19 protein-coding genes are annotated in these 25,206 nt (G+C 74.5%); 4 read left to right on the forward strand and 15 right to left on the reverse strand.

The window, feature by feature from the left end; all coding sequences use genetic code 11:
- Nucleotides 1–22 precede the first annotated feature (22 nt).
- Nucleotides 23–244, reverse strand: coding sequence for a DUF6457 domain-containing protein (locus MUE36_07355; protein MCU0310741.1), 222 nt, complete (start codon nucleotides 242–244; stop codon nucleotides 23–25).
- A 22-nt stretch (nucleotides 245–266) separates the two neighbouring features.
- On the opposite strand from MUE36_07355, the gene arfB reads away from it, so the two are divergent.
- Nucleotides 267–686 carry an aminoacyl-tRNA hydrolase gene (gene arfB, locus MUE36_07360; GenBank protein MCU0310742.1) on the forward strand — a complete coding sequence of 140 codons (420 nt, stop codon included), beginning with the start codon at nucleotides 267–269 and terminating at the stop codon, nucleotides 684–686.
- A 119-nt stretch (nucleotides 687–805) separates the two neighbouring features.
- Entirely contained in the window at nucleotides 806–1,690 is an 885-nt protein-coding gene (locus MUE36_07365) for an LLM class F420-dependent oxidoreductase (GenBank protein MCU0310743.1), read from the forward strand.
- Between the two features lie 178 nt (nucleotides 1,691–1,868).
- Here MUE36_07365 and MUE36_07370 read toward each other — a convergent pair whose 3' ends face one another.
- The 4 genes from MUE36_07370 to MUE36_07385 form a co-directional block, all read right to left on the reverse strand.
- On the reverse strand, nucleotides 1,869–3,404 hold the full coding sequence (locus tag MUE36_07370; GenBank protein MCU0310744.1) for a sulfatase-like hydrolase/transferase: 1,536 nt from the start codon (nucleotides 3,402–3,404) through the stop codon (nucleotides 1,869–1,871).
- Nucleotides 3,404–3,838: an SRPBCC family protein gene (locus tag MUE36_07375; GenBank protein ID MCU0310745.1), complete on the reverse strand. Its 435-nt coding sequence runs from the start codon at nucleotides 3,836–3,838 to the stop codon at nucleotides 3,404–3,406. The genes MUE36_07370 and MUE36_07375 overlap by 1 nt, the downstream gene beginning before the upstream one ends.
- 301 nt (nucleotides 3,839–4,139) lie before the next feature.
- Nucleotides 4,140–5,276 (reverse strand): alanine dehydrogenase, encoded by a 1,137-nt coding sequence (ald, locus tag MUE36_07380; protein ID MCU0310746.1) that lies wholly within the window; start codon nucleotides 5,274–5,276, stop codon nucleotides 4,140–4,142.
- Nucleotides 5,277–5,348: 72 nt separating this feature from the next.
- Nucleotides 5,349–5,657: a winged helix-turn-helix transcriptional regulator gene (locus tag MUE36_07385; protein MCU0310747.1), complete on the reverse strand. Its 309-nt coding sequence runs from the start codon at nucleotides 5,655–5,657 to the stop codon at nucleotides 5,349–5,351.
- A gap of 84 nt (nucleotides 5,658–5,741) precedes the next feature.
- On the opposite strand from MUE36_07385, the gene MUE36_07390 reads away from it, so the two are divergent.
- Entirely contained in the window at nucleotides 5,742–6,863 is a 1,122-nt protein-coding gene (locus MUE36_07390) for a 5-(carboxyamino)imidazole ribonucleotide synthase (protein ID MCU0310748.1), read from the forward strand.
- Nucleotides 6,864–6,927: 64 nt separating this feature from the next.
- Nucleotides 6,928–7,440 carry a 5-(carboxyamino)imidazole ribonucleotide mutase gene (gene purE, locus MUE36_07395; GenBank protein ID MCU0310749.1) on the forward strand — a complete coding sequence of 171 codons (513 nt, stop codon included), beginning with the start codon at nucleotides 6,928–6,930 and terminating at the stop codon, nucleotides 7,438–7,440.
- A 5-nt stretch (nucleotides 7,441–7,445) separates the two neighbouring features.
- Here purE and MUE36_07400 read toward each other — a convergent pair whose 3' ends face one another.
- The 10 genes from MUE36_07400 to MUE36_07445 form a co-directional block, all read right to left on the reverse strand.
- The gene (locus tag MUE36_07400; GenBank protein MCU0310750.1) at nucleotides 7,446–8,438 is read right to left on the reverse strand and encodes an excalibur calcium-binding domain-containing protein; all 993 of its coding nucleotides are present in this window, start codon (nucleotides 8,436–8,438) and stop codon (nucleotides 7,446–7,448) included.
- Nucleotides 8,439–8,493: 55 nt separating this feature from the next.
- Nucleotides 8,494–8,793, reverse strand: coding sequence for a hypothetical protein (locus MUE36_07405; GenBank protein MCU0310751.1), 300 nt, complete (start codon nucleotides 8,791–8,793; stop codon nucleotides 8,494–8,496).
- Entirely contained in the window at nucleotides 8,790–12,086 is a 3,297-nt protein-coding gene (locus MUE36_07410) for a DEAD/DEAH box helicase (GenBank protein MCU0310752.1), read from the reverse strand. The genes MUE36_07405 and MUE36_07410 overlap by 4 nt, the downstream gene beginning before the upstream one ends.
- A gap of 374 nt (nucleotides 12,087–12,460) precedes the next feature.
- Complete coding sequence (locus MUE36_07415; protein MCU0310753.1) at nucleotides 12,461–13,309, reverse strand: ABC transporter permease; 849 nt, start codon at nucleotides 13,307–13,309, stop codon at nucleotides 12,461–12,463.
- Complete coding sequence (locus MUE36_07420) at nucleotides 13,306–14,289, reverse strand: ATP-binding cassette domain-containing protein (protein MCU0310754.1); 984 nt, start codon at nucleotides 14,287–14,289, stop codon at nucleotides 13,306–13,308. Before MUE36_07420 ends, MUE36_07415 begins: the two co-directional genes overlap by 4 nt.
- Before the next feature lie 141 nt (nucleotides 14,290–14,430).
- The gene (locus MUE36_07425; protein MCU0310755.1) at nucleotides 14,431–15,453 is read right to left on the reverse strand and encodes a hypothetical protein; all 1,023 of its coding nucleotides are present in this window, start codon (nucleotides 15,451–15,453) and stop codon (nucleotides 14,431–14,433) included.
- Entirely contained in the window at nucleotides 15,450–16,535 is a 1,086-nt protein-coding gene (locus tag MUE36_07430; protein MCU0310756.1) for a phosphotransferase family protein, read from the reverse strand. Before MUE36_07430 ends, MUE36_07425 begins: the two co-directional genes overlap by 4 nt.
- Nucleotides 16,536–16,576: 41 nt before the next feature.
- Nucleotides 16,577–18,460: an exodeoxyribonuclease V subunit alpha gene (gene recD / locus MUE36_07435; GenBank protein MCU0310757.1), complete on the reverse strand. Its 1,884-nt coding sequence runs from the start codon at nucleotides 18,458–18,460 to the stop codon at nucleotides 16,577–16,579.
- A complete protein-coding gene (locus MUE36_07440) occupies nucleotides 18,457–21,768 on the reverse strand; it encodes a UvrD-helicase domain-containing protein (protein MCU0310758.1) in 3,312 nt (1,103 codons plus the stop codon). Before MUE36_07440 ends, recD begins: the two co-directional genes overlap by 4 nt.
- Complete coding sequence (locus MUE36_07445; GenBank protein MCU0310759.1) at nucleotides 21,765–25,190, reverse strand: exodeoxyribonuclease V subunit gamma; 3,426 nt, start codon at nucleotides 25,188–25,190, stop codon at nucleotides 21,765–21,767. Before MUE36_07445 ends, MUE36_07440 begins: the two co-directional genes overlap by 4 nt.
- Nucleotides 25,191–25,206 lie beyond the last annotated feature (16 nt).

Here is a 25,206-nt window from a genome sequence, read left to right on the forward strand (position 1 = left end):
TCGTCGCCGGCCGGTCGACGACTCAGCCCGGGGGGTCGGCGGCCAGCGCCCGGGCGGCGGCCAGGGCGTCGGCCGGGGCCGTGCCCGTCACCCCCGCGAGGTGGCAGGCCAGAGGAGCGGCGAGGCGCTCCGAGGCGTGCGCGGCCACGCTGGCCAACTCGAGAAGGGTCTCGATGGTGTCGTCATCGGGGGCCGGGACGCCGAGGCGCTCCGCGAAGGCCGTGATCCACTCCGTGCCGGTCATCGGCCGAGCGTAGGCTCGACCCGTGGCGACCGATGACGACCTCGTCGTGTCGGCGGCGCTGCGGATCCCGGCCCGAGAGCTCGAGTGGCGCTTCGGCCCGAGCGGCGGACCGGGCGGCCAGCACGCCAACCGGGCCCACACGAGGGCCGAGGTGCGCTTCGACGTGACCACCTCGCCGTCGTTGCGACCCACCGACCGTCGACGGCTGCTCGACCGCCTCGGTCCCGTCGTCACGGCCGCGGCCGACGACGAGCGATCACAGCTCCGCAACCGCCGACTCGCCGCCGAACGACTTCGGCGGACGCTGGCCGGTGCGCTGCGCACCACGCCGCCCCGGCGGGCCACCACCCCACGACGGGGTGCGGTCGAGGCCCGACTCGACGCCAAGCGCCGTCAGGCCGCCCGCAAGCGCGACCGCCGCCCCGTCCGCGGCGACGACTGACGGCGACCGCCCCCGCCCCGCCCACCGCGACCGCCCCCGCCCCGCCCACCGCGGCCGCTCGCTAGCGTCACGACCGGCGCGGCCGTCCGGCCCGCCGCCGCGAACCTCCAGGAGCCCTCGTGCGTCTCGGCATCTTCATCCAACCCGCCACCGTCGACGAGGTCGTCGCCCAGGTCCGGTCATCCGCCGACGCCGGCTTCACCTCGGTGGTCATGCCCCAGATCTTCGGGATCGACACGATCACCGCCCTGACCGTGGCCGCCCACGAGGTCCCCGGCATCGAGCTCGGTACCGGTGTCGTGCCCACCTACCCCCGCCACCCGATGATGCTGGCCGCCCAGGCGCTCACCCTCCAGCAGGTCTCGGACGGCCGCTTCACCCTCGGCATCGGCCTGTCCCACCAGCTCGTCATCGAGGGCATGCTGGGCATCCCCTGGGAGAAGCCGGTGCGCCACCTCCGCGAGTACCTGTCGATCCTCCTGCCGCTCCTCCGTGGTGAGGCGGCGTCGTTCGAGGGCGAGACCCTCACCGCCAAGCTGGCCCTCGACATCCCCGACGCCGAGCCCGTCCCGGTGCTCGTCGCCGCCCTCGGCACGCAGATGCTCAACGTCACCGGCCGGATGGCCGACGGGACCGCCACCTGGATGACGGGACCCGCCACCATCGCCGAGCACACCGCCCCCACCATCCGCGCCGCCGCCGCCGAGGCCGGTCGACCCGAGCCCAGGATCGTGTGCGCACTGCCCGTGTGCGTCACCGACGACGAGGGTGCGGCTCGCAGCCAGGCCGCCGAGCAGTTCCAGATGTACGGGTTCCTGCCCTCCTACCGGGCGATGCTCGACCGCGAGGGTGCCGACGGCCCGGCCGACGTCGCCATCGTGGGCTCGGCCGCCGAGGTCCGCGCCGGCATCGAACGGATCATGGAGGCCGGGGCCACGGAGTTCGTGGCCGTCACCTTCGCCGAGCGCGCCGCCACCCTGGAGACCCTCGCCGAGCTGCTGTGATGATGGCGGCGCGGAGCGCCGCGGTGCGACGCCGGTCGCTGGCGCTTTCCCGGCGTCGCCTGGGTTCGTCCGTGGTGGGGTCTGGCGCTGATCCGGGCGGCGCGGAGCGCCGCGGTGCGACGCCGGTCGCTGGCGCTTTCCCGGTGTCGCCCGGGTTCGTCCGTGGTCAGCGCCTCGCTCAGACGGGGGACTCGACGCGGAGGTGCTGGTCGGAGTCCACCAGGTGGTCGGCGAGGTCGGCCAGCAGGTCCGATCGCAGTGCGGCGAGGGCGGGGTCGTCCCACCGGTTGACCTGCTGGAGCGGATCGTGCACGAGGTCGAACAGCTCGCCCTCCGTGCCGTCGTGCACCGTGCCGGGCCGGTAGGCGGTGCACACCCACCCGTCGCGGGTGATCGTGCGCAGGTGCACCTCGGTGCCGTCGGGCTGGCGGCTGTCCCACTCGGTCAGCACCCGCTCGAAGCCTCTTCGTGCGGCGTCGGCGTCATCGACCGGGAGCGGACGCCCGTCCATCCACACGGGCACCTCGACGCCGGCGATGGCACAGAACGTGGGTGCCAGGTCGACGAGACCCACCGGGGCCGTCACCCGGGCCGGCGCGGGCCCGGCGCTCGGTGCGGGGCGCCACACCAGCGGCAGGCGCATCAGCGAGTCGACGTGGTACGGCCCCTTGAACAACAGCCCGAAGTCCCCCTGGAACTCCCCGTGATCGGTGGTGAACACCACGTCGAGGTCGTCGCCCCAGCCCCGTTCGGTGATCCGGCCCATCACCCGGCCGAGAGCCTCGTCGATGAGCTCGTTCTCCACGTGGGTCAACGCGTTCACCTCACGGACCTGATCGGCGGTGAGCGTGGCCGGCACCCAACGCGCCGGCGCCTCGTAGTTGCTCACCAGCTCGCCGTCGTACCAGAGGCGCCACTGCCGTCCGCGGTCGTCGAGGATCGCCTCCCGGGCGACCGCGTCGGCCACGTACCCGGCGGGGAGGTCGAGGTCACGCCAGTCGACGCGGGACCGCTCGGAGGCCGGCGGGTCCCACGGGTGGTGGGGGTCCGGGAAGCTCATCCAGCAGAACCAGTCGGCGTCGTCGTCGAGGGAGTCGAGCCAGGCGATCGTGCGGTCGGCCACCCAGTCGGTGTGATACCACCCCCGTTCGATCGGGTTGAGCTTCACCTGGGGGGCGCCGGTGTCGCCACCCGGATCACCGCTCACCTCGAGGTCCCGGTCCAGCACCTGGAAGAAGCCGCCGAGCGCCTCGGGGTGCTCGGCGCGCATCGAGGCGGCGTAGTGGTTGAAGCCCACCGCGCCGTGGGTGGCCAGCTCCATGTGGTCGAACCCCCGGTTCGGGCCGGTGCTGGCCTCGGCGGCGAGGCGGTTCTCGGCGAAGCGGAGGAACGGGTCGAGCATCGGTTCGAAGTGGCTCTTGCCGATGAGCGCGGTGCGGTACCCCGCCGCCGACAGCACCCCGGCCACGTCGGGGGCGTCGGCCGGGAGGGGCACCCCGTTCATCCACACCCCGTGGTGCCCGACGTGCTGGCCCGTCACGATCGTCGCTCGCGACGGCATGCAGACCACGTTCGACGGGCTGGCCCGGTCGTAGGCGATGCCCTCGGCGGCCAGGGCGTCGACCACCGGGGTGCGCGCCACCGCCCCGCCGTTGGCCCCGATGGCGTCGTAGCGCATCTGGTCGGTGGTCACGAGGAGGATCTTGCGGCCCATCAGGGTCCTTCCTGCGTCGGGGCGGCACCCACCGGCGCGTCGTCGTTGATTCGTTCGGCGACCCGCCGGAGCTCCTCGAGGGCCGCCGCGGTGGCGCCGTCGATCACGAAGCCCAGCGGATCGGGGGCGATCTCGGTCGAGTAGACGACGAGGCAGCCACCCGGGTCGTCGAGCACGTCCACCGTCCCGAGGTGGTGCTCGATCGGGAGGGGCCCCACGATCCGGTACTGGAACCGCCGCAGACGTCGGTCGACGTTGACGACCTCCTCCACCAGGGGCAGACCGGAGCGTAGACGGATCGTGCGGACGGACCCCTCGACGGTCACCTCGTCCATCCCGGGGAACCACTCGACGACGCGGGCCGGGTCGGACACGAGCGCCCACGCGACGGCGGGATCGCACGCCATGCGCACCTGGCTCCGGAACGACGCCATGGTTGGTCCCCTCCCGTCGGCGCGGCGGCCGAGGCTACCCGCCGGGACCGCGGCGGCCGCCCCCGGCGCGACGGGGCGGAAATGCCGACGCCCCCGGCCGGGGGAGGCGGGGGGCGTCGTCGGATCGAGCGATCGGGGGGAGATCTTCTCGACCAATGTGGCTGCTCGGGAGGGGGGATCCCGGTGCCAACGACCTGAAGGGTACGGGCACCCGACCCCCGTGGCGAGGCGATATCGACGGTCAGTCGTCACACGCCCCGACGTCGCCCGGCAGGGTCGGTTCGGCCTCCACCTCCGGGGGCTACCCCCGGTCGAGGACCGCGTGCACGTCCTCGACCGGCCGACCCAGGGCCCGGCCCACCGCGGGGTTGACCACGGTGCCACCGGCCACGTTCACGCCGGCGGCGAGCCCCGCGTCCTCCCGCACGGCGGCGGCCGGACCCAGCCGCGCCAGCGCCACGAGGTACGGCAGGGTGGCGTTGGTGAGGGCGCGAGTAGAGGTGTGGGGCACGGCCCCCGGCATGTTGCCGACGGCGTAGTGGAGCACGCCGTGGTCCTCGAAGACCGGATCGGCGTGCGTGGTCTCCCGCGAGGTCTCGACGCAGCCGCCTTGGTCGATGGCGATGTCGATGATGACGCTCCCGGCCTTCATGCCGGCGACCATCTCCTCGGTCACCAGCGTGGGCGCCCTCCCGCCGGGGACGAGCACGGCGCCGATGACGAGGTCCGCCTCGGCGACGATCCGCTCCACCACCCCCCGGTTGGAGGTGAGGGTGGTGATTCGACCCATCTGGATGTGGTCGGCCTGGCGGAGCCGGTCGATGTCCCGGTCGAGCAACTGGACCTCGGCCTGGAGGCCGGCGGCCATCCACGCCGCGTTCCAGCCCACGGTGCCGGCCCCGAGCACCGCGACCTGCGCGGGGCGCACGCCGGGCACACCGCCGAGCAGCACGCCCCGACCGCCGTTGTGGCGTTCCAACAGGTGGGCGCCGACCTGGATGCTCATCCGCCCGGCGACCTCGCTCATCGGTGCGAGCAAGGGCAGGGCCCCGTGACGGTCGGTCACGGTCTCGTAGCCGACCGCGGTCACGCCGCCGGCCACCAGGGCGTCGGCGACGGCCGGGTAGGCGGCGAGGTGCAGATAGGTGAACAGCACCAGCCCGGGCCGGAAGTGGCGGAACTCGGCGGCCAAGGGCTCCTTCACCTTGCACACCAGCTCCGCCCGGGACCACAGCTCGTCGGGATCGTCGATCACCGTGGCTCCCGCTCGCCGGTAGTGATCGTCGGGGATGGACGAATCCACCCCGGCGCCGGCCTCGACGAGCACCTCCACCCCGTGCTGGGAGAGCTCCCGGACGCCGTCGGGGGTGAGCGCGACGCGGTGCTCCTCGGCCTTGCGTTCGCGGGGTACGCCGACGACGAGGGGCAGGGAGGTCATGGTCCGATGGTCGCCTGTCCCGTCGCGCGGCGCCAGCGCGTCGTCGTCACGACGGGACCGAGCTCCCAGGGCTCAGCCCGAGGCGTCGTCGGCCCGCAGCCCGATGAGCTCGATGAGCGAGCCCACCTGGTGGTCCCGCTCGATCGGATGGCGGAACGGCAGGTCCGCGTGGACCTCGTAGTGGTTGCGGCGGCCCACGCGGGTGCGCACGAGATACCCCCCGTCCACCAGATCTGCCACGATCGACTGCGTCGAGCGCTCGGTGATCCCCACCCGCTCGGCGATGTCACGCAACCGGGACTCCGGGTCCTGGGCGATACAGATCAGGACGTGGGCATGGTTGGTGAGGAAGGTCCAGGAGGACGCAGCGGAGTCGCTCACGAGACGCCCCCTCGGGAAGGGCCGACGCCGGTTGCGTCGGGAACGGACGGGAACACGCCGGGAGCGTACAAGGGCGCGCGTCCCGTGGTGGTGCTCATCGGCGCCGGTCAGCTCGCCCGGATGACCGCCGCGCCCGCTGCTGCGCTCGACGTCGAACTGCGCGTCCTCGCCGCCTCATCGCAGGACTGTGCGGCGCGTGCGGTCCCCGGCGCCCTCGTCGGCGACTGGAACGACGACGCCGTGGTGGCCGCCATCGCCGCCGACGCCGACGTGATCACCTTCGACCACGAGCTCGTCGATGCCCGCATCGTCGCCCGCTGGGAGGCCGCGGGCCATGTCGTGCGGCCCGGGTCCGCGACGCTCGCCATCGCCGCCGACAAAGCCGCCCAACGCCAGGCCATGGAGGCCGCTGGCGTCCCGGTGCCCCTCTACGGTCTGGCCACCACCGTGGCCGAGGTCGAGGAGCACGGCACCCGCTTCGGGTGGCCCCTCGTCGTGAAGGCCGCACGGGGCGGCTACGACGGCCGTGGGGTCTGGTGGCTCGAGCGCCCCGACGAGGCCGGCCCGGTCCTGGCCGGCCTCCCCGACGGCGTGCCGCTCGTCGTGGAGCCCGTGCTCGCCCTCGACGCCGAGCTGGCCGTGCAGGTCGCCCGCGCCGCCGACGGTCGCACCGTGGTCTCGCCGACGGTGCGCACCCACCAGGTGGACGGGATCTGCCACGAGGTGGTCGTCCCCTCGGGGGTCGCCCCCGAGCTCGACGAGGAGGCTCGTCGCCTCGCGCGGCGCGTGGCCGAGGCGGTCGACGCGGTCGGCATGCTGGCCGTCGAGTTCTTCGTCGTGGGCGATCGACTGCTCGTCAACGAGCTCGCCCCGCGCGCCCACAACTCGGGTCACTACGGCATCGAGGCGTGCACCACCTCCCAGTTCGAGAACCACCTCCGGGCGATCCTCGACCTCCCCCTCGGAGATCCCGGCCTCCGGGTCCCGGCCGCGGCGATGGTGAACGTCCTCGGGGGTCCCGAGGCGCCCGATCCCGCTGCGGCGCTGCGGGCCGCCCTCACGAGCCCCGGGGCGAAGGTCCACCTCTACGGCAAGGAGCACCGTCCCGGACGCAAGCTGGGTCACGTCACCGTGTGCGCCGCTGATCCCGAGTCCGCCGTGACGGCGGCGCGGGCGGCGGCCCGGTCGCTCGTCACCGATCGTTGAGCCGGTCCGTGCCAGGCTGGTCGTCCGGGCAACGGGCCGACGGTGAGACGAGGAGCGCGGGTCGATGAGCGTCGCGGTGGTGATGGGGAGCGACTCCGACCTGGCCGTGATGGAGGGGGCCGTGGAGGTGCTCGAGCGCTTCGGCATCGAGCACCGGGTGCAGGTCGTCTCCGCCCACCGTGACAGTCGGGGCATGCTCGACTTCGCGGCCGGGGCGGCCGCCGCCGGCATCGAGGTCGTGATCGCCGGCGCGGGCGGCGCCGCCCACCTGCCCGGCATGATCGCCTCGGCCACCACGCTGCCGGTCATCGGCGTCCCGGTGTCGCTGAAGAACCTCGACGGGCTCGACTCGCTGCTGTCCATCGTCCAGATGCCCAAGGGCGTGCCGGTCGCCACGATGGCCGTCGACGGGGCCGCCAACGCGGGGCTGCTCGCCGTGCGCATCCTCGCCGTCGGCCGGCCCGAACTGCGGGCGGCGTTGGACGCGCAGCTCGAGGAGCTCCGCGCCGAGGTGGCGGCTCGCGACGCCCGGGCCCAACAGCGCCTCGCCGAGCGACGCTCGTCGCCGCCTGCCTGACCGTCCTATTCGCAGGCGACGCCGTCGCCGTCCCCGTCGAGGCGCTCGCGGTACCCGGGTTCGCCGCGCAGGATGGGCGCCGCGCCGACGGCTCGAGCGGCGGCGCAGTTGGCGAAGTACACCTCGGATCCGCCGCCGTCGCCCGGTGGCGGTGCGGGCGGAGGGGCCGGCACGACGACCGACGGCGCCCCGCCCGGGCCGCCCGGGATGGCGTCGGCAGGCGTGGCGGGGGGACAGGTGTCGAGCATCTGGCCGAGCGCATCGCGCTCCCGGGTGGTGGCGGTCAGGTCGTAGGTGACCTTCACCCGCACCCAGGCGACCGCGTAGGCGCACCAGACCCCCCGGTCGGGTGGTCGCCACGCGTCGGGGGTGTCGGCCCCCTTCGCCTGGTTCGACGCCGCCGACGCCGGGACGAGACCCTGTTGGTCGTTGGCGAAGAGCCGCCGCCGGGCGGTCTCCCAGCGCCAGCCGCCGGACTCGAAGGCGTTGGCCAACGGGACCAGGTGGTCGATCTGGATCGCGCCCGGGTCCGTCGTCGCCACCCCGTCGTACGGCGAGACCCAGGAGCCCGACAGGACCTGGCAGCCCGGCCCGGTGGCGGCGGGCTGGAGGGAGGTGCGCAGCAGGGCGTCGTCGCGTTCGTCGCAGCCGTTGCCGTCGATGTCGTCCCAGTGGGGCCACTCGTCGCGCCGATAGGGTCGGTCGGGTCGCGGGCGGTCGTCGATCACCAGTGGCTCGAGTACGGCGCGCGGGTCGAACGGGGCCGGAGCGGCCACCGGCGGTGGGACCGGGGTGGTCGGTGGCGCGGTGGTCGGAGGCGTCGAGGTGGTCGGTGCCGCCGTCGTGGCCGGCACCCCGGTCGACGCCACGACGACGGCCCGGCCGTCGTCGGGCGCACCGCAGCCGGTGACCAGGACGAGGGCGCCCCCGACGACCACGACCACGGCCCGCGGGAGCGGGGCCCGTTTCGTCGCTCGGTTCCACCGCGGTCGTCCCACCGGCTCCTCCGCACCCAGCGTGGCACGGTGGTGGGCGCGGCCCGGGTCGCGTGCGTCAGGTGCCCGGTGGCGCGGCGGGCGGTTCGTCGTCGTCGTGGCTGTCGAGCTCGGCGGCGGTGACCAGCGTGGCGGCCAGGGCGACGGCCTTGTCGTAGACGAGGCGGAACGTGTACTCCGCCGGTACCTCGTGGCCCTTCAGCGGGGGAGGCCCCAGCGAGCGCACCATGGCCGACGGGTCCTCGGACACCCGGATCGGGTGCGGCTCGGCGTCCGGGCCGTTCCCCCAGAACCGGACGCTCAGCTCGGTGCGGTCGGCCGGCCGGCGGCCCCGCGCCCCTCGACGGGATCGGCTCATGCGGCGTCGTCCTCCTCGGTGGCGACGGCGGGGATCGGCTCGGGGACCTCGGTGAGCACCTCGTCGGGGCGCAGACCCAGGGCCACCTTCACCTGCTCGGCGTCGAGGTCGCCGAGCGAGCTCGACTTCGGCAGCACGAGGTCGGCGATGTGGCGCTTGCCGGCCACGACCTCCTCGACGCGTTCGTCCACCGTGCCCGGGCACACGAGGCGGTGGGCGATGACGGTTTTGGTCTGGCCGATCCGCCAGGCCCGGTCGCGGGCCTGGTCCTCGACGGCGGGGTTCCACCACCGGTCGTAGAGCACCACGTGGTTGGCGTTGGTGAGGTTGAGGCCCGTGCCGCCCGCCTTGAGCGACAGGACGAGCGCACCGGGCCCCTCGAGGGCCTGGAAGTCGGCCACCAGCGTGTCACGAGCCCCACGTGACAGGCCGCCGTGGTAGCAGCCGACCGGGATCCCGAAGCGGCGGGTGAGGTGCTCGGCGAGCTTCACGCCCCATTCGGCGAAGTGGGTGAACACCAGCACCCGCTCCTCGGCGGCGTACACCACCTCGACGATCTCCTCGAGGCGGGCCAGCTTGCCCGAGCGCCCCTCGAGGGGACCGTCGTCGGCCCGGTAGGCCACGGGGTGGTTGCAGATCTGCTTCAGCGCGGTGATGGCCGCGAGGACCTGGCCCTTGCGTTGGTCGGCTCCCGATTCGGTGGCCGCGCCGGTGACCAGGGCGTCGAGCACCGCCTGGTAGAGCCCGATCTGCTCGGGGGTCATCGAGCAGTGGTCGAGCTCGTCGATGCGGTCCGGGAGCTCAGCGGCGATGGCCGGCTCGGACTTGGTCCGGCGGAACACCAGGATCCCGTTCAGGGCCCGCAGCGCCTTCTCGGCGGCGTCGCGCCGGCCGTCGCCGTTGACCGACAGGGCGGCCACGAAGGCGGGGCGGGGGCCGACGAGCCCCGGGTTGGTGAAGTCCAGGATGGCCCACAGGTCGCCGAGGCCGTTCTCGATCGGTGTGCCGGTGAGGGCCAGCCGGGTGCGGGCGTCGAGGCGGCGCAGTTGCTGAGAGGTCTCGTTGGCCGGGTTCTTGATCGCCTGGGCCTCGTCGAGCACGACCGTGGAGAAGTGCACCTTCTCCAGGGCCTCGATGTCACGGACCGCGGTGGAGTAGGTGGTGATGACGACGTCGGCGCCGTCGACCTCGGCGGCGAGGCTCTCCGCCGACGCCCGGGAGGCGCCGTGGTGGACCACGACCTTCATCCCGGGCGTGAACTTTCGGGCCTCCGAGGCCCAGTTGCCCACCACGGCGGGCGGGGCGATCACCAGGGCGGGATCGTCGTCGGACAGGCCGACCAGGTGGGCCAGGAGGGTGGGGGTCTTGCCGAGGCCCATGTCGAGAGCCAGACACCCGCCGAGGCCCGTCGACTCGAGGAATCCCAGCCAGGCGAGCGCCTCGCCCTGGTAGCTGCGCAGGGCACCGGTGAACCCCTCGGGGTCGGGCGCCGGTTCGAGTGTGGCGGTGGAGGCCTTCTCCAAGAGGTCGGCGGCCCAGCCCGATCCCGAGATCGAGATGCCCCCGGCGAGCGGTGAGCCGTCGAGCCCGAGGGCCTGGCGGAGCATCTCCGCGCCCGACATGCGGGTCCGGTCGGCGCGCTCGGCCAGCGCGTCGGCGGCCGCCGCCAGGTCGGCGTGGTCGAGCGCCACCCACCGGCCGCCCACCCGTACCAGCGGGCGGGCCTCGGCGGCGAGGCGCCGGATGTCGGCGGCGCTCAGCTCGACGTCGTCGAACACCGCGGTCCAGCGCACGTCGGCGAGCTGGTTGGCGCCGACGGCGGTCGACCCCCCCTCGGCCCAGAGGCGCAGCGACGGGGTGGGCGTGCGCCGCGACAGCGCCGGCACCCGGACGTCGAAGCCGGCGTCGCGCAGGACGGGGCCGACCTCGGTCATCAGCTCCCAGGCCTCGGCCTGGCTGAGCACCACCTCGCCCCGGCGCAGGCTGCCGGGTCGCTTGAGCGGCTCGAAGAGCCGTTCGAGGCGCACCAGGTTGGCCTCCATCTCGCGGCGTTGGTTGCCGGCGTTGACGAGGGCCACCTCGACGGGCGTGAGGCGCTGGTTGCCGCTCTGGGCGAACACCGCCAGGTGCCACGCGTCGCCCGAGTCGGGCGGATCCAGCTGGACGACCAGCGGGCTGTAGGACTTGCCGGTGACGGGCGCCGACCAGCGGTCGAGGGCGCTGGTCAGGTCACCGACCATGCCGGCCGGGGCTTCGAACGCGGAGCCGTCGAGGTGGGCCAGCAACGTCTCGGCCAGCTCGTGGGGCGTGCGGGTCTCCGGGGGCGCGGCGGGCACCTCGACGCGCTTGGCGGCGTCGCGGCAGATGACGTCGACCACCTCGGCGAGCACCGAGCGGGTGAGGGTGGGGGCGTCGACGTTCGTCCCGAGGACCCCGACCGCGCCCGGCATGGACTCGGCGGTACGGCGGAGCCGCTCGACGTCGACGAGCGCCGGCGTCCAGGTGACCACGTACGAGGGCTTCTGGCGGCTCTTGCGATGGATCCGCCGGACGTGGGGCACCATCGCGCCCTTCGCCACGAGCTCCACGGCCCACGCCGCCACGTGCCCGAGCCAGCGGGCGCTGGCGCCGAGACCGTCGACGTCGCGGTCGGTGCAGTCGGCCAGCAGCCATCCGAGTACGGCCCCGACGTGGGTCTCGGCGGCGGCGGCACGGCCGCTGCCGTCCGGCAGCTGCACCGGGGCTCGGTTCTCCCAGATCGAGGGGGAGGCGGTGGCGGCGAGGGCGGCCTCCAGGCCGGCCCGGTCGACGGCGGGCTGACCCGGACCGCCGGCCCAGGCGACCAGCTTCCGGTCGGCCCAGCTCAGCTGCAGGGCGACGGGTCCCACGGCGGGCTCGGCGGGGGCGGGCGGCTCGGGCTCGGCGATGCCGAGGAGCCGGTCGAGGACCCGTTCGAGGCGGGCCTGTTCGCCCTCGAGGTCGGCGACGGCCTGGGCGGCATCGGCCGAACGGGCCCGCCGCACGGCGGTGAGGGCCTCGTCGGTCTCGTGCAACAGCTCGAGCAGGGCCCGTTGCCACGCACCCGGCTCGGCTTCGAGGCGGGCGGTGGCCTCGTCGTCGGCCTCGTCCCAGGCGTGGGCCTCGACCAGGGCCAGGAAGCCGGGATCGCGGGCGACGGCGGCCTCGGCCCTGACGTCGGACGCCGGACGCGGTCCCGCCGACGGGGCCGCATCGGTGCCGGCCTCCTCGGTGGCGGCTCCGTCCATCATCGCCGTGTTGCCCGCTTCGTCCACTCGGTCTGTCCTCTCGTGGGCATCCTTGCGCCGCGGCCGGTGCGACCGCACCGTGACCGTCCCGACCCTCGGGTGTCCCCCGCGTCCGGATGCCGTCCGGTCGTCCTCGCCCGGTCTCCCGGCGCACCCGGTGGCGGGCGGGGAGTCGGCGCACCGGGGGGTGGCCGAGTCGGCGTCACTGCGTCACACGCGCTGACCGACACACGAGCGCCCCCCGGAGAGCCGGCGGGCGCGAACGACGGTGCGAGTGTACCGGCTCGACGCCGGCTGGGGAACCATCGCCACCGCGGTGGTCGATCCGGCCCCGCTCGTGAGGTGCGCCGGAAGCGCCAGGGTTCGTCGTACCCGGGCCCGGATCCCGCCCGGTCGTCGGGTCAGGCGGCGGTGGAGCGGTTGAACTTGCGCGACGCCAGCCCGGCGAACACCACGGTGATCCCGACCGCCCAGGCCACCGAGATCCACAGGGCCGACCCGGGGTCGTTGCCGTTGTAGAGGGCCCGGGAGGCGTTGACCAGCTGGGTGAACGGGTTGGCGTCGGCGATCGGCTGCAGCCACGAGGGCATCGTCTCGGTGCTCACGAACGCCGAGGAGATGAACGTGAGCGGGAACATCCAGATGAACCCGGCGGAGTTGGCGGCCTCGACGGACTTCACCGAGAGGCCGATGTAGGCCTGGATCCACGAGAAGGCGTAGCTGAATCCGAGCAGAAGGAGGGTCGCGCCGATCGCCGCACCGATGGTCCCGCCGAAGCGGAAGCCGATCAGGAAGCCGACCACCAGCATCACGACGAACGTGAGGACGTTGCGGAGGAGATCGGAGATGGTGCGGCCGATGAGCACGGCCGGGTGGAACATCGGCAGCGAGCGGAGGCGGTCGATGATGCCTCGCTGCAGGTCCTCGGCCACGCCGACCCCGGTGAAGGCCGACCCGAACAGCACGGTCTGGGCGAAGACGCCGGGGAGCAGGTACTGGGTGTAGTCGTCGTAGCCGGGGATGGCGCCGATGGCGCCGCCGAAGACGTAGTTGAACAACAGCACGAACATCACCGGCTGGATGGTGGCGAAGATCAACAGCTCGGGGTTGCGGGGCACGACCTTGAGATGGCGGACGGCCTCCGTCCAGCTGTCGCGCCACATCCAGATCGGCCCGTGGGGCGTCTCCCGGGTGAGCGTGGCGCCGGCGGGGGCCGCGACCGTGGCGTCGAGGGTGGCGTCGGTGGTCATGAGGGCTCTCCGTCGGTCTCGTCGCCGGCCTCGGCCGTGTGGCCGGTCAGTTGCAGGAACACGTCGTCGAGCGTGGGTCGACGGATGACGACGTCGAGGACCTCGATGCCGTCGTCGTCGAGCTGGCGCACGATCTGGGGGACCAGCTTGTGGGTGTCGGTGACGGCGATGCACACCGTTCGGGCGACCCGGTCGACCGCCTCGGTGCCCATCGACCGGGGTCGCAGCAGCTCGGCGGTGCGGGCGAGGTCGTCACCGTCGGCCACGGTGACCTCGAGTCGGTCGCCACCGAACTCGCCCTTGAGCTCGCTGGCGGTTCCCTTGGCGATCACCAGACCGTGGTCGATGACGACGATGTCGCGGGCGAGCCGCTCGGCCTCGTCGAGGTACTGGGTGGTGAGCAGCAGCGTGGTGCCGTCGGCCACCAGCTCCTCGATGAGCTCCCACATCCCGATCCGGCTGCGCGGATCGAGCCCGGTGGTCGGTTCGTCGAGGAACAGCACCGCCGGCCGGGAGATCAGGCTCATGGCGATGTCGAGGCGGCGCCGCATGCCGCCCGAGTAGCCCTTGACGACGCGGTCGGCGGCGCCGGTCAGGTCGAAGCGCTCGAGGAGCTCGCGCCCCCGGGCCCGGGCCTCGGCGATCGGCAGGTGGTACAGGCGGCCGACGTGCTCGAGGTTCTCGGCGCCGGTGAGGCGGTCGTCGACGGCGGCGTACTGCCCGGTGAGCCCGATGCGGCTGCGGGCCGAGCGGGGGTCGGCGACCACGTCGACGCCGTCGATGACGGCGCGACCGGAGTCGGGCTTCAACAGGGTGGCCAGGATGCGCACCGTGGTGGTCTTGCCGGCGCCGTTGGGACCGAGCAGGCCGAGCACGGTGCCGGGCTCGACGGCGAGGTCGACGCCCCGGAGCGCCTCGGTGTCGCCGAAGCGCTTCGTCAGGCCGTGGGCCTCGACCGCGTAGGTGGTCGTGATGGTCATGGTGGGGAGGACTCCTTCGCCGATCGGAACTCATCGGCGATCATCGGGCGTCGGCCGGCGCGCCCGGCCAAGCTACCGGCGCCCTGTGACCTTTCCCGTGGCGATTTCGACCTGTTGGGCGGAGGTTCGCCCGCCGTCCACCTACCGAGCGCGCAGGAAGCGCCGGATCGACGCGGCCGACCAGTTGTCGTGGTCCTCGCCGTGGGCGGTGAGGCCGTCGAAGCTCCACTCGGTGAGGCAGTTCACCGTGACCAGGTTCGGGTTGAGGGCCACCATCAGCCGGTTGCGGCAGCGTCCCTCGGCGTGGAGCCTGCGGCCCAGCTCGTCGTCGATGTCGAGCACGACGCGTACGGGAGCCCCGGTGTCGGGGTCCCGTTCGACGACCTCCCGGCGGGCGGAGGTGAGCTTGGCCCACCGGCCGTCGCGGATCACGTAGCCGTGGATCCCGATGCAGCCGTCGGCCGACGCCGGGTCGCCGCCGTAGTTCATGGTGATGGCGTGGAAGCCCTCGGCCGGCGAGGCGGTGGCATAGCTGTACCCGCCGTTGGTGGCCCCGTGGAGGCTGTCGCCGAACTGCGAGCGCGGACCCCACGAGCGGTCCCGGAAGCCGTAGCTGTCGACGGCGATCTCCTCGCCGTCGAGCACGATCGTGCCGGTGTAGCGGCCGGGCTGGTCGAGGTGCGACGTGCCCAGGAGGTTGGGCCGGGCCACTGCGTCGAAGGTGAGGTCGAGGTGCAGGTCGTCGGCGTCGGGGTCGTCGAAGCGCAGCTCGTAGCGCTGCAGCGGCTCGACGGTCCGGTAGCGGATGCCGTTCGGCAGATGGATGTCCGTCAGCGGCTGTGCGGGGATGGGAAGGTGCCAGAAGTTCTTGGCGTAGCGGCAGTTCCAGATCTGGTCGCCGGACTCGTCCCAGACGTAGACCGCGGCGGCCATGACCCCCTGGTTCGGGCGGAAGAACGGGTAGAGCTGGCCCGACAGCCCGTGGTCGGGGGCGGTGAAGGTGAACCAGCACGTCTCGGTCCAGAACGGGTCGTCGTCGGTCGGCGGGTGGAAGTCGTCGTCGGCGGCGGTCGGCTCGGCCCCCGCCGTCGGGATGTGGTCGGGGATGGCGGGTCCGGCGCCCACCTCGTCGGTCGCGTCGTCGGTCGCGGCGTCGTCGGTCATCGGTCGTGCTCCTCGAGGAGGTGGGCGAGGCAGGCCGAGGCCGGGTTCTCCAGCCAGATCGTGTTGTCGGCGGGGAGGTGGCCCCGGGCCACCATCCGGTTCATCACCCGCACCACGATGGCGGTGTAGCGGAAGGCGGCGAAGATCTCCCACCACGCCGTGTCGCCGACGATCCGACCGGACACGGCCTCGTAGTGCTCGACCTGCTCGGCCCGGGTGGCCTCGCCGGGGAGGCGCTCCGCGTCGGAGATCTCGTGGGCCCAGCGGTCGGCCATGAGCCACCAGCCGAGGTCGACCTCGGGCGGGGCGATGCAGGCCGCCTCGAAGTCGGTCAGGCAGGCCGGCCGGTCGTCGTGCCAGATGATGTTGCCGAGCCGTGGGTCGCCCCAGCACAGGGTGGCCGGGGAGCCGTCCGGGACGTCGCCGCGCAGCCACGTCCGCGCCGTCGACCACAGCGGGTGCTCGCGCCCGGCGAGCTCGAGGTCGCCGTAGGCCTCCCACAGGTCGAGCTGGTGACCGGCGCTCGGTTCGGTGCCCGGGGCCAGCAGCCAGGCGAACCCGTCGGCGCGCCAGTCGACGGCGTGGACCGCGGCCAGCGCCTCCACGCCGGTGCGCGTCATGGTGCGCCGCCGGGCGGGGTCGAGGGCGGTGAAGAAGCCCTCCAGGGTGTACATCGGCGACTCGATGGGCACCATCCCCTCGACGAAGCCCATCACGAAGAACGGCGCTCCGAGCACCTCGGCGGACGCCTCGTAGCCGAGGAGCGGGGCCAGGGGCACCCGGCCGGTGGCGGCCAGCGCCTCCATCACCCGGTGCTGGATCTCCACCTCGACGGTGAGGCCCGGCACCTGGGTCGGGTACACGGGCGGGTCGGGGGTCTCCCTGCGCAGCACCAGTCGTGAAGCTCGATCACCGTCCACCGACCTCCACGTCGCGTCGAGGACGACGGTCTCGGCCGAGAAGCCGCTGCTCGGCGCCCCGGCCGGTGTGAGGCGCACCTCCCCCACGGCCCCGAGCCGCGGCGCCAGCCACCGGCCGAGCGCCTCCGTCGTCGCGTCGTCGGTGTCGTCCCCCTCGTGCACGGGTCCGGTCTAGTGCACCCGGGCCCGGCCCCGCCGGTCGCTCAGCGGGGCCAGAGCCGGTCGCGGAGGCCGCTGGCCCGCACCACCCGGCGACCGACGGCCGCTCGCAGCGACGCCTCGTCGCCGACGACGGTCACCGTCCTGCGGGCCCGGGTGACGGCGGTGTAGAGCAGCTCGCGGGTGGCGAGGCGCGAGTCGGCGGGTGGCAGCACGACCACCACCTCGTCGAACTCCGAGCCCTGGCTCTTGTGGATCGTCAGCGCGTGGGCGGTCTCGACGGCGTCGAGGCGGGAGGGCGCGATCCGTCGGGCGCCGTCCTCGCCCGGGAAGGCCACCCACCGGGCGCCGTCCCCGGCCACGACGACGCCGAGGTCGCCGTTGAACAGCCGCTGCGCCGGGTCGTTGGTGGTGACGAGCACCGGGCGCCCCGGGTAGGAGCCCTGCGGGACCGGCCCGTCGTCGGCCAGCCAACGCTCGACCCGGTGGTTCCACCACGCCACGCCGAACGGCCCCGTCCGATGGGCGCACAGCAACCGCACGACCCCCAACGAGGAGAGGGCCGCGTCGGCGTCGCCTTGTTCGGCGAGCTCCCGGGTGGTCCGTGCCGCCCCGAGGACGCAGCCTCGGACCGCTTCGGACCCGGCTTCGGTGTCGGCGGGATGGGGCGCCCACCTCAGGGCGATCCCTGGGGCCGACGGCCCCGCCGCGAGGACGGCGACGGCCGCGTCGGCGTCGCCTCTGCGCACCGCGTCGGCGAACCGACCCGTGGGCGACGCCGCCGGGAACCGGTGGCTCCCCCGCAGCACGTGGACGATGTCGGCGAGGGGCCCGGCGGTCCGGCCGTGGTCGACCACCGGGCCGGCGATGTCGCCCAGGACCGAACCCGCCTCCACGCTGGCCAGCTGCCCGGGGTCGCCGAGCAGCACCACCGAGGCCTGCGGCGGGACGGCGTCGAACAGGGCGACCATGAGGGGCAGCGACATCATCGACGTCTCGTCGACGATGACCGTGTCGACGGGGAGCGGGCGGGCGGCGTCGTGGCGGAACCTCCCACCGGGGCGGGCGCCGAGGAGGCGGTGGACGGTGGACGCCGGCGTGGCGGCGAGCCGATCGGAGAGGCCGCCCTCGTCGAGATCGAGCTCGCGGAGCTCGGACGCCACCCGCTGGATGCTCTCGCCCATCCGGGCGGCGGCCTTGCCGGTGGGCGCCGCCATCGCCACCCGGTGATCGGGTCGCTCGTCGAGCAGGACGGCGAGGAGCGCCCCGACGGTGCGGGTCTTCCCCGTGCCGGGGCCCCCGACGACGACCGAGAGGGGAGTGCGGAGCCCGTGCAGGGCGGCGTCGCGCTGGTCGCCCGACGACTCCCCGGGCAGTAGGGCGTCGAGCACCTGCGCTCGGCGATCCGGGTCGGTGGGGGTCGAGGGTGTGGGCTCCGGGGCGGTGGCCCGTCGGAGGACCTCGTCGGCGAGGCGGGCCTCGAGCACCCAGTAGCGCTCGAGGTAGAGACGGTCGCCGTCGAGGACGAGCGGCGCGCCCTCCGCGGGGGCGGTGAGCGGCGACGCCTCCAGGGCGTCACGCCAGCGGTCCGTGTCGGACGGCCAGGGCAAACCCTCGATGGCGTCGAGGTGGCGTTCGTCCCGGGTCCCCTCGACCTCGGCGGGAGCCGACTCGCGCACCGTGGCGAGGTCGAGGCACACGTGGCCGTGACGGGGCGCCCGGGCGGCGAGGGCCGTCGCCACCACCGCGTCGAGGTCGGCGGCCCTGAGCCCGCACAGCCGGGCGAGCGCGGCGGCGATCTGCACGTCGACGGGGTGGAGCACCCCGGCTCGGCGCCAGGGGCCGAGAGCCTCCTTCCAGTCGACCGGCGTCGCAGGCGACTGTGCAGGCGCCGCGGGATCCTGCGACACGCGGGCGGCGGGGGTCATCGCGGGCTCCCGGTGGCGATCAGGTGGTCGAGCTCGAGGAGGGCCGCCGTCGGGGGTCGCCACCACACCACCCCGCGCGCGTCGCTCGCCGCTCGGGCCGGGTCCATCGCCCGCAGGAAGAGGTAGGCCGCCCCGAGGAGGTGATGATCGGGGTCGTAGCCCGCCAGCCTCCACCGCAGGTACCGATGGAGGGCCACCAGGTACAGGGTGGCCTGCAGGGGGTAGTCGTGGTCGGCCATCACCCGGTGCAGGGCCGGCCCTTCAGCCGGGTGGGGGAGTCGGTTGGTCTTGTAGTCGGCTAACCAGTATGCGTCGCCGGTACGCGCCACGAGGTCGATCGAACCGGTGAGCATCCCGCTGACGTCGACCGCGGGGGCACCGGCCAGCGCCTCGGCCCAGGGCCGCAGGGGATCGGTGGCGTCGAGATGGCGGACGAGGACCTCGGCGATGGCCGACGAACCGGTGTCGGCGAGGGCGAGGTCGAAGCGGAGCTCGTCGAGGCGGTCGGCCCTGGCGAGGTCGCACAGGCGCTGTCCACCGAGCGCCCCGCCGAGCGGGGCCCGCAGCGCCGGCACCAGGCCGTCGACGAGGGCCTCGGGTTCGAGGAGGGGCCGGAAGCGCAGCGCCTCGGCGGCGTGTCCGTGCACCTCGGCGGCCAGGTCGGTGCTGGCGAAGTCGGTCCGCTCGAGCACGCCGTGCACGAGCGTGCCGAAGGTGGCCCCGGCGGGAGCCCCGTCGAGCGGCAGCCGATCGTCAGGCGCCGTCGGGGCGGTCTCGTCGCCGGGCTCGGGTCCGCGTTCGTCGGTGCCGCCGTCGGGCGGACCGGTGACGCCACCGGTGTCGGCGTCACCGGGGGCAGGTCCAGGGTCGGCGGCCCGGTGGGCGCCGGCCATGGCGGTGAAGGACCACACCCGCCACCGTCGGTCGGCGAGGTGCCCGCAGTCGGCGTGCGCCACGACGAGCGGGGTGGACGCCGGGGCGGGCGGGTGGTGGGCCACGGGGGGAGCGGACCCGACGGCGACCACGGCGATGGACCCGTCGGTCGACGCCGCCCACGCCCGTAGGGCGGGGACGGTGAGCTCGTCGCCGGCGGCGCCGGCCAGGAGCCGGCCCAACGGCCACCGTTCGGTGGTGCACGCCCCCGGCGGGCACCACCAGACCACCAGCCGGTGGCGGGCGCGGGTGAGGGCGACGTACAGGAGGCGCTTCGCCTCACCCTCCCGCTCGACCCGGTCGGCGTCCTTCACGGTGGCGAACGGCTTGGCCTTCGACTTCGACTTCGCGGTCGCCGTCGGAGCATGCAGGGTGAGGCTGTCGGCGTCGATCAGGCGCTCACCGCCGACGGAGGCGTGGGGGAGGCCGTGGACGCCGCCCGCTTGCGTCCAGAGCGTGGGGCACAGCACGACCCCGAACTCGAGGCCCTTCGCCTTGTGGACGGTGAGCACCTTCACCGTCTCGTCGTCGCTGTCGATCCGTCGGGCGAGGACCTCGGGGGCGAGGGCCTCGGTGTCGCCGGCGGACTCGGGGTCGCGGAGAGCCTCGAGCGCGGCCAACAACGTCGCCGGCGTCGGGGCACGCCGCCCGAGCACGCTCTGGAGGAGCTCGGCCAGGTGTTCGAGGTCGGTGAGGTCGCGCGTGCCGTTGGGCCGCGAGAGGACCCGCCGGCGCAGCCCGTCGTGGCGCAGCGACGCGACGAGCCTCGGCAGGCCCCCGGCGGCCAGGTCGCCCGACCAGCCCCGGAGCTTCTCGTGCACCGCGGTGATCGACGGTTCGTCGAGGGCGGCGACGGTGCCGGGGTCGCCGTCGAGGAACCACCCGAGCAGCGCGGCACGAGCGGGTGCCGCCGCGCCCGGTCGGTCGAGAGCCGACAGGAGCGTGCGCCACTGATCGGCGGCCTCGCTGTCGGCCACGCTGTCGTTCGAGCTGCTGGCGGCGGGGACGCCGGCCTCGGCCAGCGCCCGCGCGTAGCGGGCGGCGTCGGCGTTGGACCGCACCAGCACGCCGATGTCAGACGGTCGCAACGCCCGTCCGTCGGCGAGGGTTCGGGAGCCGTCGAGCAGTCGGACGACCTCGCCCACGACGTCGCGGAGGACCTCGGCCCGGGCCGCCGGGACGTTCTCGGGTTCGGTGTCGAGGCACCGGAGCTGCAGTGGGGCCTCCCCGTCGCCGAGGCCGGCCGGGGTGCGTGCGCCGTCGCCCCCGGCCGTCACCGAGTGGAACGCCACCCGGTCGTCGCCGAACGTGGCCCCGCGGAGCAGGTGGTCGAGCCCCTCGAGGAGGCCGGCGTCGGAGCGCCAGTTCACGGCCAGCGACAGGAGCGGGCCGCCGGCGGTCGTCACCAGGTCGCGGGCGCTGAGGTAGGCGGAGAGCTCGGCGGACCGGAACCGGTAGATGGACTGCTTGGGGTCGCCGACGAGCACCACGGTGGCCGGTCGGTCACCGTCGACGAACGCGGTCCGGAAGATGTCCCACTGGACCTGGTCGGTGTCCTGGAACTCGTCGACGAGGACCACCCGGAACCGGGCCCGCAGCGCCGCGACCGTGGCCGGTCCGTCGGCGCCGGTGAGCAACGTCCGGGTGTCGGTGAGGAGGCTGTCGAAGGTGCGCCGTCGGGCGCGGCGCCGTCGTTCGTGGACCATCTCCACCACCTCGTCGACCAGTGCGGCGGCGTGCTCGGCGCGGCGGCGCTGCTCGAGCTGGTCGGAGGTGGGGTCCCTGGGGAGCAGCGACAGGTCGGGCAGGGCGAACCGGGCGCCGGGGAGGGTGAGGCGCAGCTCGACGGCGCGGGCCAGCTTGTCCGGGGTCATCGGGGCCGGGGTGCCGTCGCCGAAGCGGGCCAGGACGACGTCGTCGACCAGCTCGGCGATCGTGGTGCGGTCGTCGGTCACGGTGGTGGCGGCCTCGGCGCCCGGACCGGCCCCGAGGAGGCGGGCGCAGAACCCGTGGATGGTGGCGATGGTGGCCGTGTCGAACTCGCCGACCGCCTGGTCGAGGTTGCGGTGCAGCCCCTCGCGGTCCTCGAGGGTGCCGAGGTGGGTGGCCACGTCGTCGTCGACCGACGGTGCCCCGGCGGCGAGGTGCTCGGCGGCCCCGGCCAGCCGCTCGCGGACCCGGCCCCGGAGCTCGGCGGTGGCGGCCTCGGTGAAGCTCACGATGCACAGCTCCGACGGGCGGACCCCCTGCTCGGCGACGAACCGGGTGGCCAGCGCCGCCAGGGCGTAGGTCTTGCCCGTCCCCGCGCTGGCCTCGATGACCGTGGGGCCGGACGGGAGCGCTCCGTCGGCTCGGAACTCGACGGACCGGCTCACGATCCGGTCCCCTCGTCGACCAGCGACGTGGTGCGCTCGAACGTGCCCCAGACGCGTCCCGCCCACGCCGCCAGGCGCGAGGCCGATCCGTCGGCCCAGCCGGAGCCCCGCTCGTCGTCGCGGGGTGGCTCGGCGGCGAGGACGTCGAAGTCGATCGGGTGGGCCAGCGCGGTCGCCCGGCCCCCGGCGTCGCCGAACAGGTGCTCCCACGCGACACGGGCCCTGTGCGGTCCCTCGAGGTGCAGGACACGGCTCGTGTTCGGGAAGAACGGGATGGCGTCGCACCGCGCCCGACGACGCAGGTCGCGGACGACCTCGAGGACCTCGGTCGCCGCGTCGGGCGTGCGGAGCCGGAGCCGTCGGGCGGCGCTGCCGTCGCCCGACTCGGCTCGGCCCACGTCGAGGGCCTCCCAGTCCTGTCCGGGATCGTCGGCGGCGAGGGCGGCGAGGCGCACCCACGCCCGCAGCAGCGACCCCGGGCTCAGGCGCGAGGCGCTGACGTTCACCAGCGTCGAGCCGCAGACCCCCTCGACGCTGCCTCCCAGGAACCACGGAGGGCCGTCGGGGGGGACGATCTCCACGGCGATCGTCCTCGACGTCGGGTCGTGGGGACCGGCCAGGCACGCCCCGAGCCGGGCCTCGACCTCGACGGCGAGGGCTGCGGCGTCGGCGAGGGCGGTCGCGCCGAAGGCGAGTGGCGGGACCGATCCCCGGCGCCGCTCGTACTGCTCCCACCGGCGGTCGGCGTCGGCGTCCCACGGGGTGACGGGGTCGAGGTGGCCGCGCAGGACGGTCTCGGCCAGCTGCCACCGCAGGAGGGGAGCCATGGTCAGCGGGATGCGGTCGTCGCGGGGCTCGGGCCGGGCCGCCACGAACACGCCGAGGCGGTCGAGGAGGAGGTCGGTCGGCGACGTCACGGCTCGCACGAGGTCGTCGACGGTGATCGGCCCGTCGTCGTCGGTGGGCTCGGGCAGCGGCACCGCGCAGAACCGCGCCTCGCGCCGACCGTCGGGGCCGGTCGCTCCCGCGCCCGAACCGGCGGCCTCGAGGGCGTCGGCGTCGAAGCTCCAGGGCCCGTCACCGTCGAGGGCGCCGGGGGTGAAGGCCACGGGGGCCCACGCCTGGCGGGGATGGTGGACGGTGACCAGCGTCGACGGTCGCGACCCGTCCGCGGTGCGGACGGTCGAATCGATCGCGTCGGCCAACTCGGCCAGCGCCACGGCCGGCGGCACGGGGGCGTTGGTGCGCAGGTCGTGTCCGGTGGAGAAGATCAAGAGCCGCTCCCCGGCGGCCAGCACGCCGTCGAGCAGTTGCGCACGATGTTCGCCACGGGGGTCGCGGTCGCCGACGCAGGGGGGGTCGGCGGTGAGGTCCTCGGCGGCGGTGAGGGCGCCGGCGGCGACGTCGTCGTCGAGTCCGAGCAGGCAGACCACGCGGTGCGGAACGCCGCGTTGCGCGGTGAGCGACGAGACCGTCACCGCCCCGCTGCCGAACCGCGGTCGCCCGGCGTCGCCGGACAGCCGGGCCCGGAACAGCGTGGCGACGTCGGCCGGGTCGACGGTGTCGCCGCCGGCCACCGGGTCGGCGACGGCCTCGTCGCGGAACGCGGTCACGGTGTCCTGGAGGACCCGCCACTGCCAGGACTCGTCGTCACCGACGGCACACAGCTCGACGAGGGCGCGGGACAGGGCGTCGCACCACGTCGCCACGTCCGTCGCCCCCCGCAGGTCGACGTCGGCGCGGTCGAGGGCGTCGACCAGGTCGGCGAAGCCCCCGAGGAGGTCGAGGTCGTCGGGGTCGACGGCGGGGAACGGAGTCACGTCGCCGGGACCGAGCCTCGGCCCCTCCGGGGCCATGGCCGCGCCGAGGAGGAGCTGGTCGAGGCCGGCCCGCCACGTGTGCACGCCGAGGCCGGGGGGGAGCCCGAACGCCTCCTGGTCGTCGCCGTCGAGACCCCAGCGCACGTTGGTGGCCTCGGCCCACTCGGCGAGGCGACCGAGGCCGGCCGGCCCGATGCCGAACCGCGTGCGCACCGGGCCTCGGGAGGCGAAGGCGAGCACGCTGCTCGACCGGAACCGGCCCTCGAGGAGGTCGAGCAGCGCCGCCGCCGTGTCGAGCAACGGGTTGTCGCGGCGCAGGGAACGATCGGCGACCCGTACCGGGACGGCGGGGATGCCGTGCACCGGATCTCCGGCGAACGCGGCCTCGACGAGGGGCGCGACCGCCTCGACGTCGGCGCAGAGCACGGCGACGTCGCGTGCCACCAGGCGCGGCCGGTCGCCGGCGACCGGCTCGCTGAAGAGGTGCAGGAGTGCGTCGCGCAGGACCTCGACCTGCCGGGCGGTGCCGTAGCACTGGTGCCAGCGCACGCTGCGGTCGGTCGGATCGAGCACGGGGAGCGGGTCGTCGTCGCCGGCGCCCCCACCAGGCCCGAGGTCGGCGAGGATGCGGTGGCGGAGGTGGTCGAGCAACGGCGCCGACGCGGTGGGGGCTTCGGGGAGGTCCGGTGCATCGACGACCGCACCGCGCGAGGAGTGGGCCGCGTCGAGCAACAGGATGTGGGCTTCGCGGGCCGTGCGGCCCCAGCCCGTCACGAGCCGGTGGCCCTCGCCGACGGGGACGGTCGGGTCGGTCCGCGGGACCGGGAGCGCCAACGGGGAGCGCAGCCCGTCGCGCACGGCGCGCCAGCGCACCGGTGACGGGGTGGGGGCCAGCACGTGGACGTCGACGTGGGAGGCGATGGCGGCGAGCAGGTCGAGGTGGGGGGCGGGGAGCGTGGCCAGGCCGAACACGAACACCCGGGGCGGCAGGACGTCGGCGAGCTCGGCCTCGGGTGTCGCGGCGCGGAGCCGGGCGGTGAGCTCGGCCGTGCGCTGCGCGTCGGTGGGGCCGCCGAGGTGGGCTTGCGCCGCCCGCCAGAGACGGGGCTGCCAGAGGTGGTGCTCGTCGAGGGGCGCCCCGGTCCCGTCCACGTCGTTCCCCGCGCTCCACTGCAGGACCATGGCGGGCCGGCGCATGGCGTAGCGATCGAAGAGGTCGGCGACGGCGCGTGCCCGAACGGGGTCGCTCGGCCCGGGGACGGCTCCGGGGTCTCGGGCCATGAGGTGGTGCAGCGTCCACCCGAGGGCGCCCACGCTCCAACGTCCGAGGGGTGGGTCGGCGTCGTCGAGGGCGCCCAGGACCCGTGCGACGAGCCGGGCGGGGAAGACCACGTCGAGGTTGGCGACGATGCCGTCACCACCCTGGGGCCCGGCCCCGAGCCGTCGTGCGAGGCGCTGCGTCAGCCAGGTGCGGACGCCGTCGCCGGGGAGGACCACGAGCTCGGGCGCGAACGGATCCGGGCTCGCAGGGCGGCCGAGCTCGTCGGCCAACACCTCGGCCAGCGGGCCGAGCGACGCCGCCACCGTGAGTCGGAAGGTCACGCCGAGACGCTAGCCA

It is taken from the genome of Acidimicrobiales bacterium (assembly GCA_025455885.1).
GTDB lineage: Bacteria > Actinomycetota > Acidimicrobiia > Acidimicrobiales > Acidimicrobilacustridaceae > Rhabdothermincola_A.

Coding starts and splice junctions, on each gene's coding strand:
- MUE36_07355 (MCU0310741.1), bottom strand. CDS start 244: ATGACCGGCACGGAGTGGATCACGGCCTTCGCGGAGCGCCTCGGCGTC.
- MUE36_07370 (MCU0310744.1), bottom strand. CDS start 3,404: ATGGGCCGCAAGATCCTCCTCGTGACCACCGACCAGATGCGCTACGAC.
- MUE36_07375 (MCU0310745.1), bottom strand. CDS start 3,838: ATGGCGTCGTTCCGGAGCCAGGTGCGCATGGCGTGCGATCCCGCCGTC.
- ald (MCU0310746.1), bottom strand. CDS start 5,276: ATGACCTCCCTGCCCCTCGTCGTCGGCGTACCCCGCGAACGCAAGGCC.
- purE (MCU0310749.1), top strand. CDS start 6,928: ATGAGCGTCGCGGTGGTGATGGGGAGCGACTCCGACCTGGCCGTGATG.
- MUE36_07405 (MCU0310751.1), bottom strand. CDS start 8,793: ATGAGCCGATCCCGTCGAGGGGCGCGGGGCCGCCGGCCGGCCGACCGC.
- MUE36_07415 (MCU0310753.1), bottom strand. CDS start 13,309: ATGACCACCGACGCCACCCTCGACGCCACGGTCGCGGCCCCCGCCGGC.
- MUE36_07420 (MCU0310754.1), bottom strand. CDS start 14,289: ATGACCATCACGACCACCTACGCGGTCGAGGCCCACGGCCTGACGAAG.
- MUE36_07425 (MCU0310755.1), bottom strand. CDS start 15,453: ATGACCGACGACGCCGCGACCGACGACGCGACCGACGAGGTGGGCGCC.
- recD (MCU0310757.1), bottom strand. CDS start 18,460: ATGACCCCCGCCGCCCGCGTGTCGCAGGATCCCGCGGCGCCTGCACAG.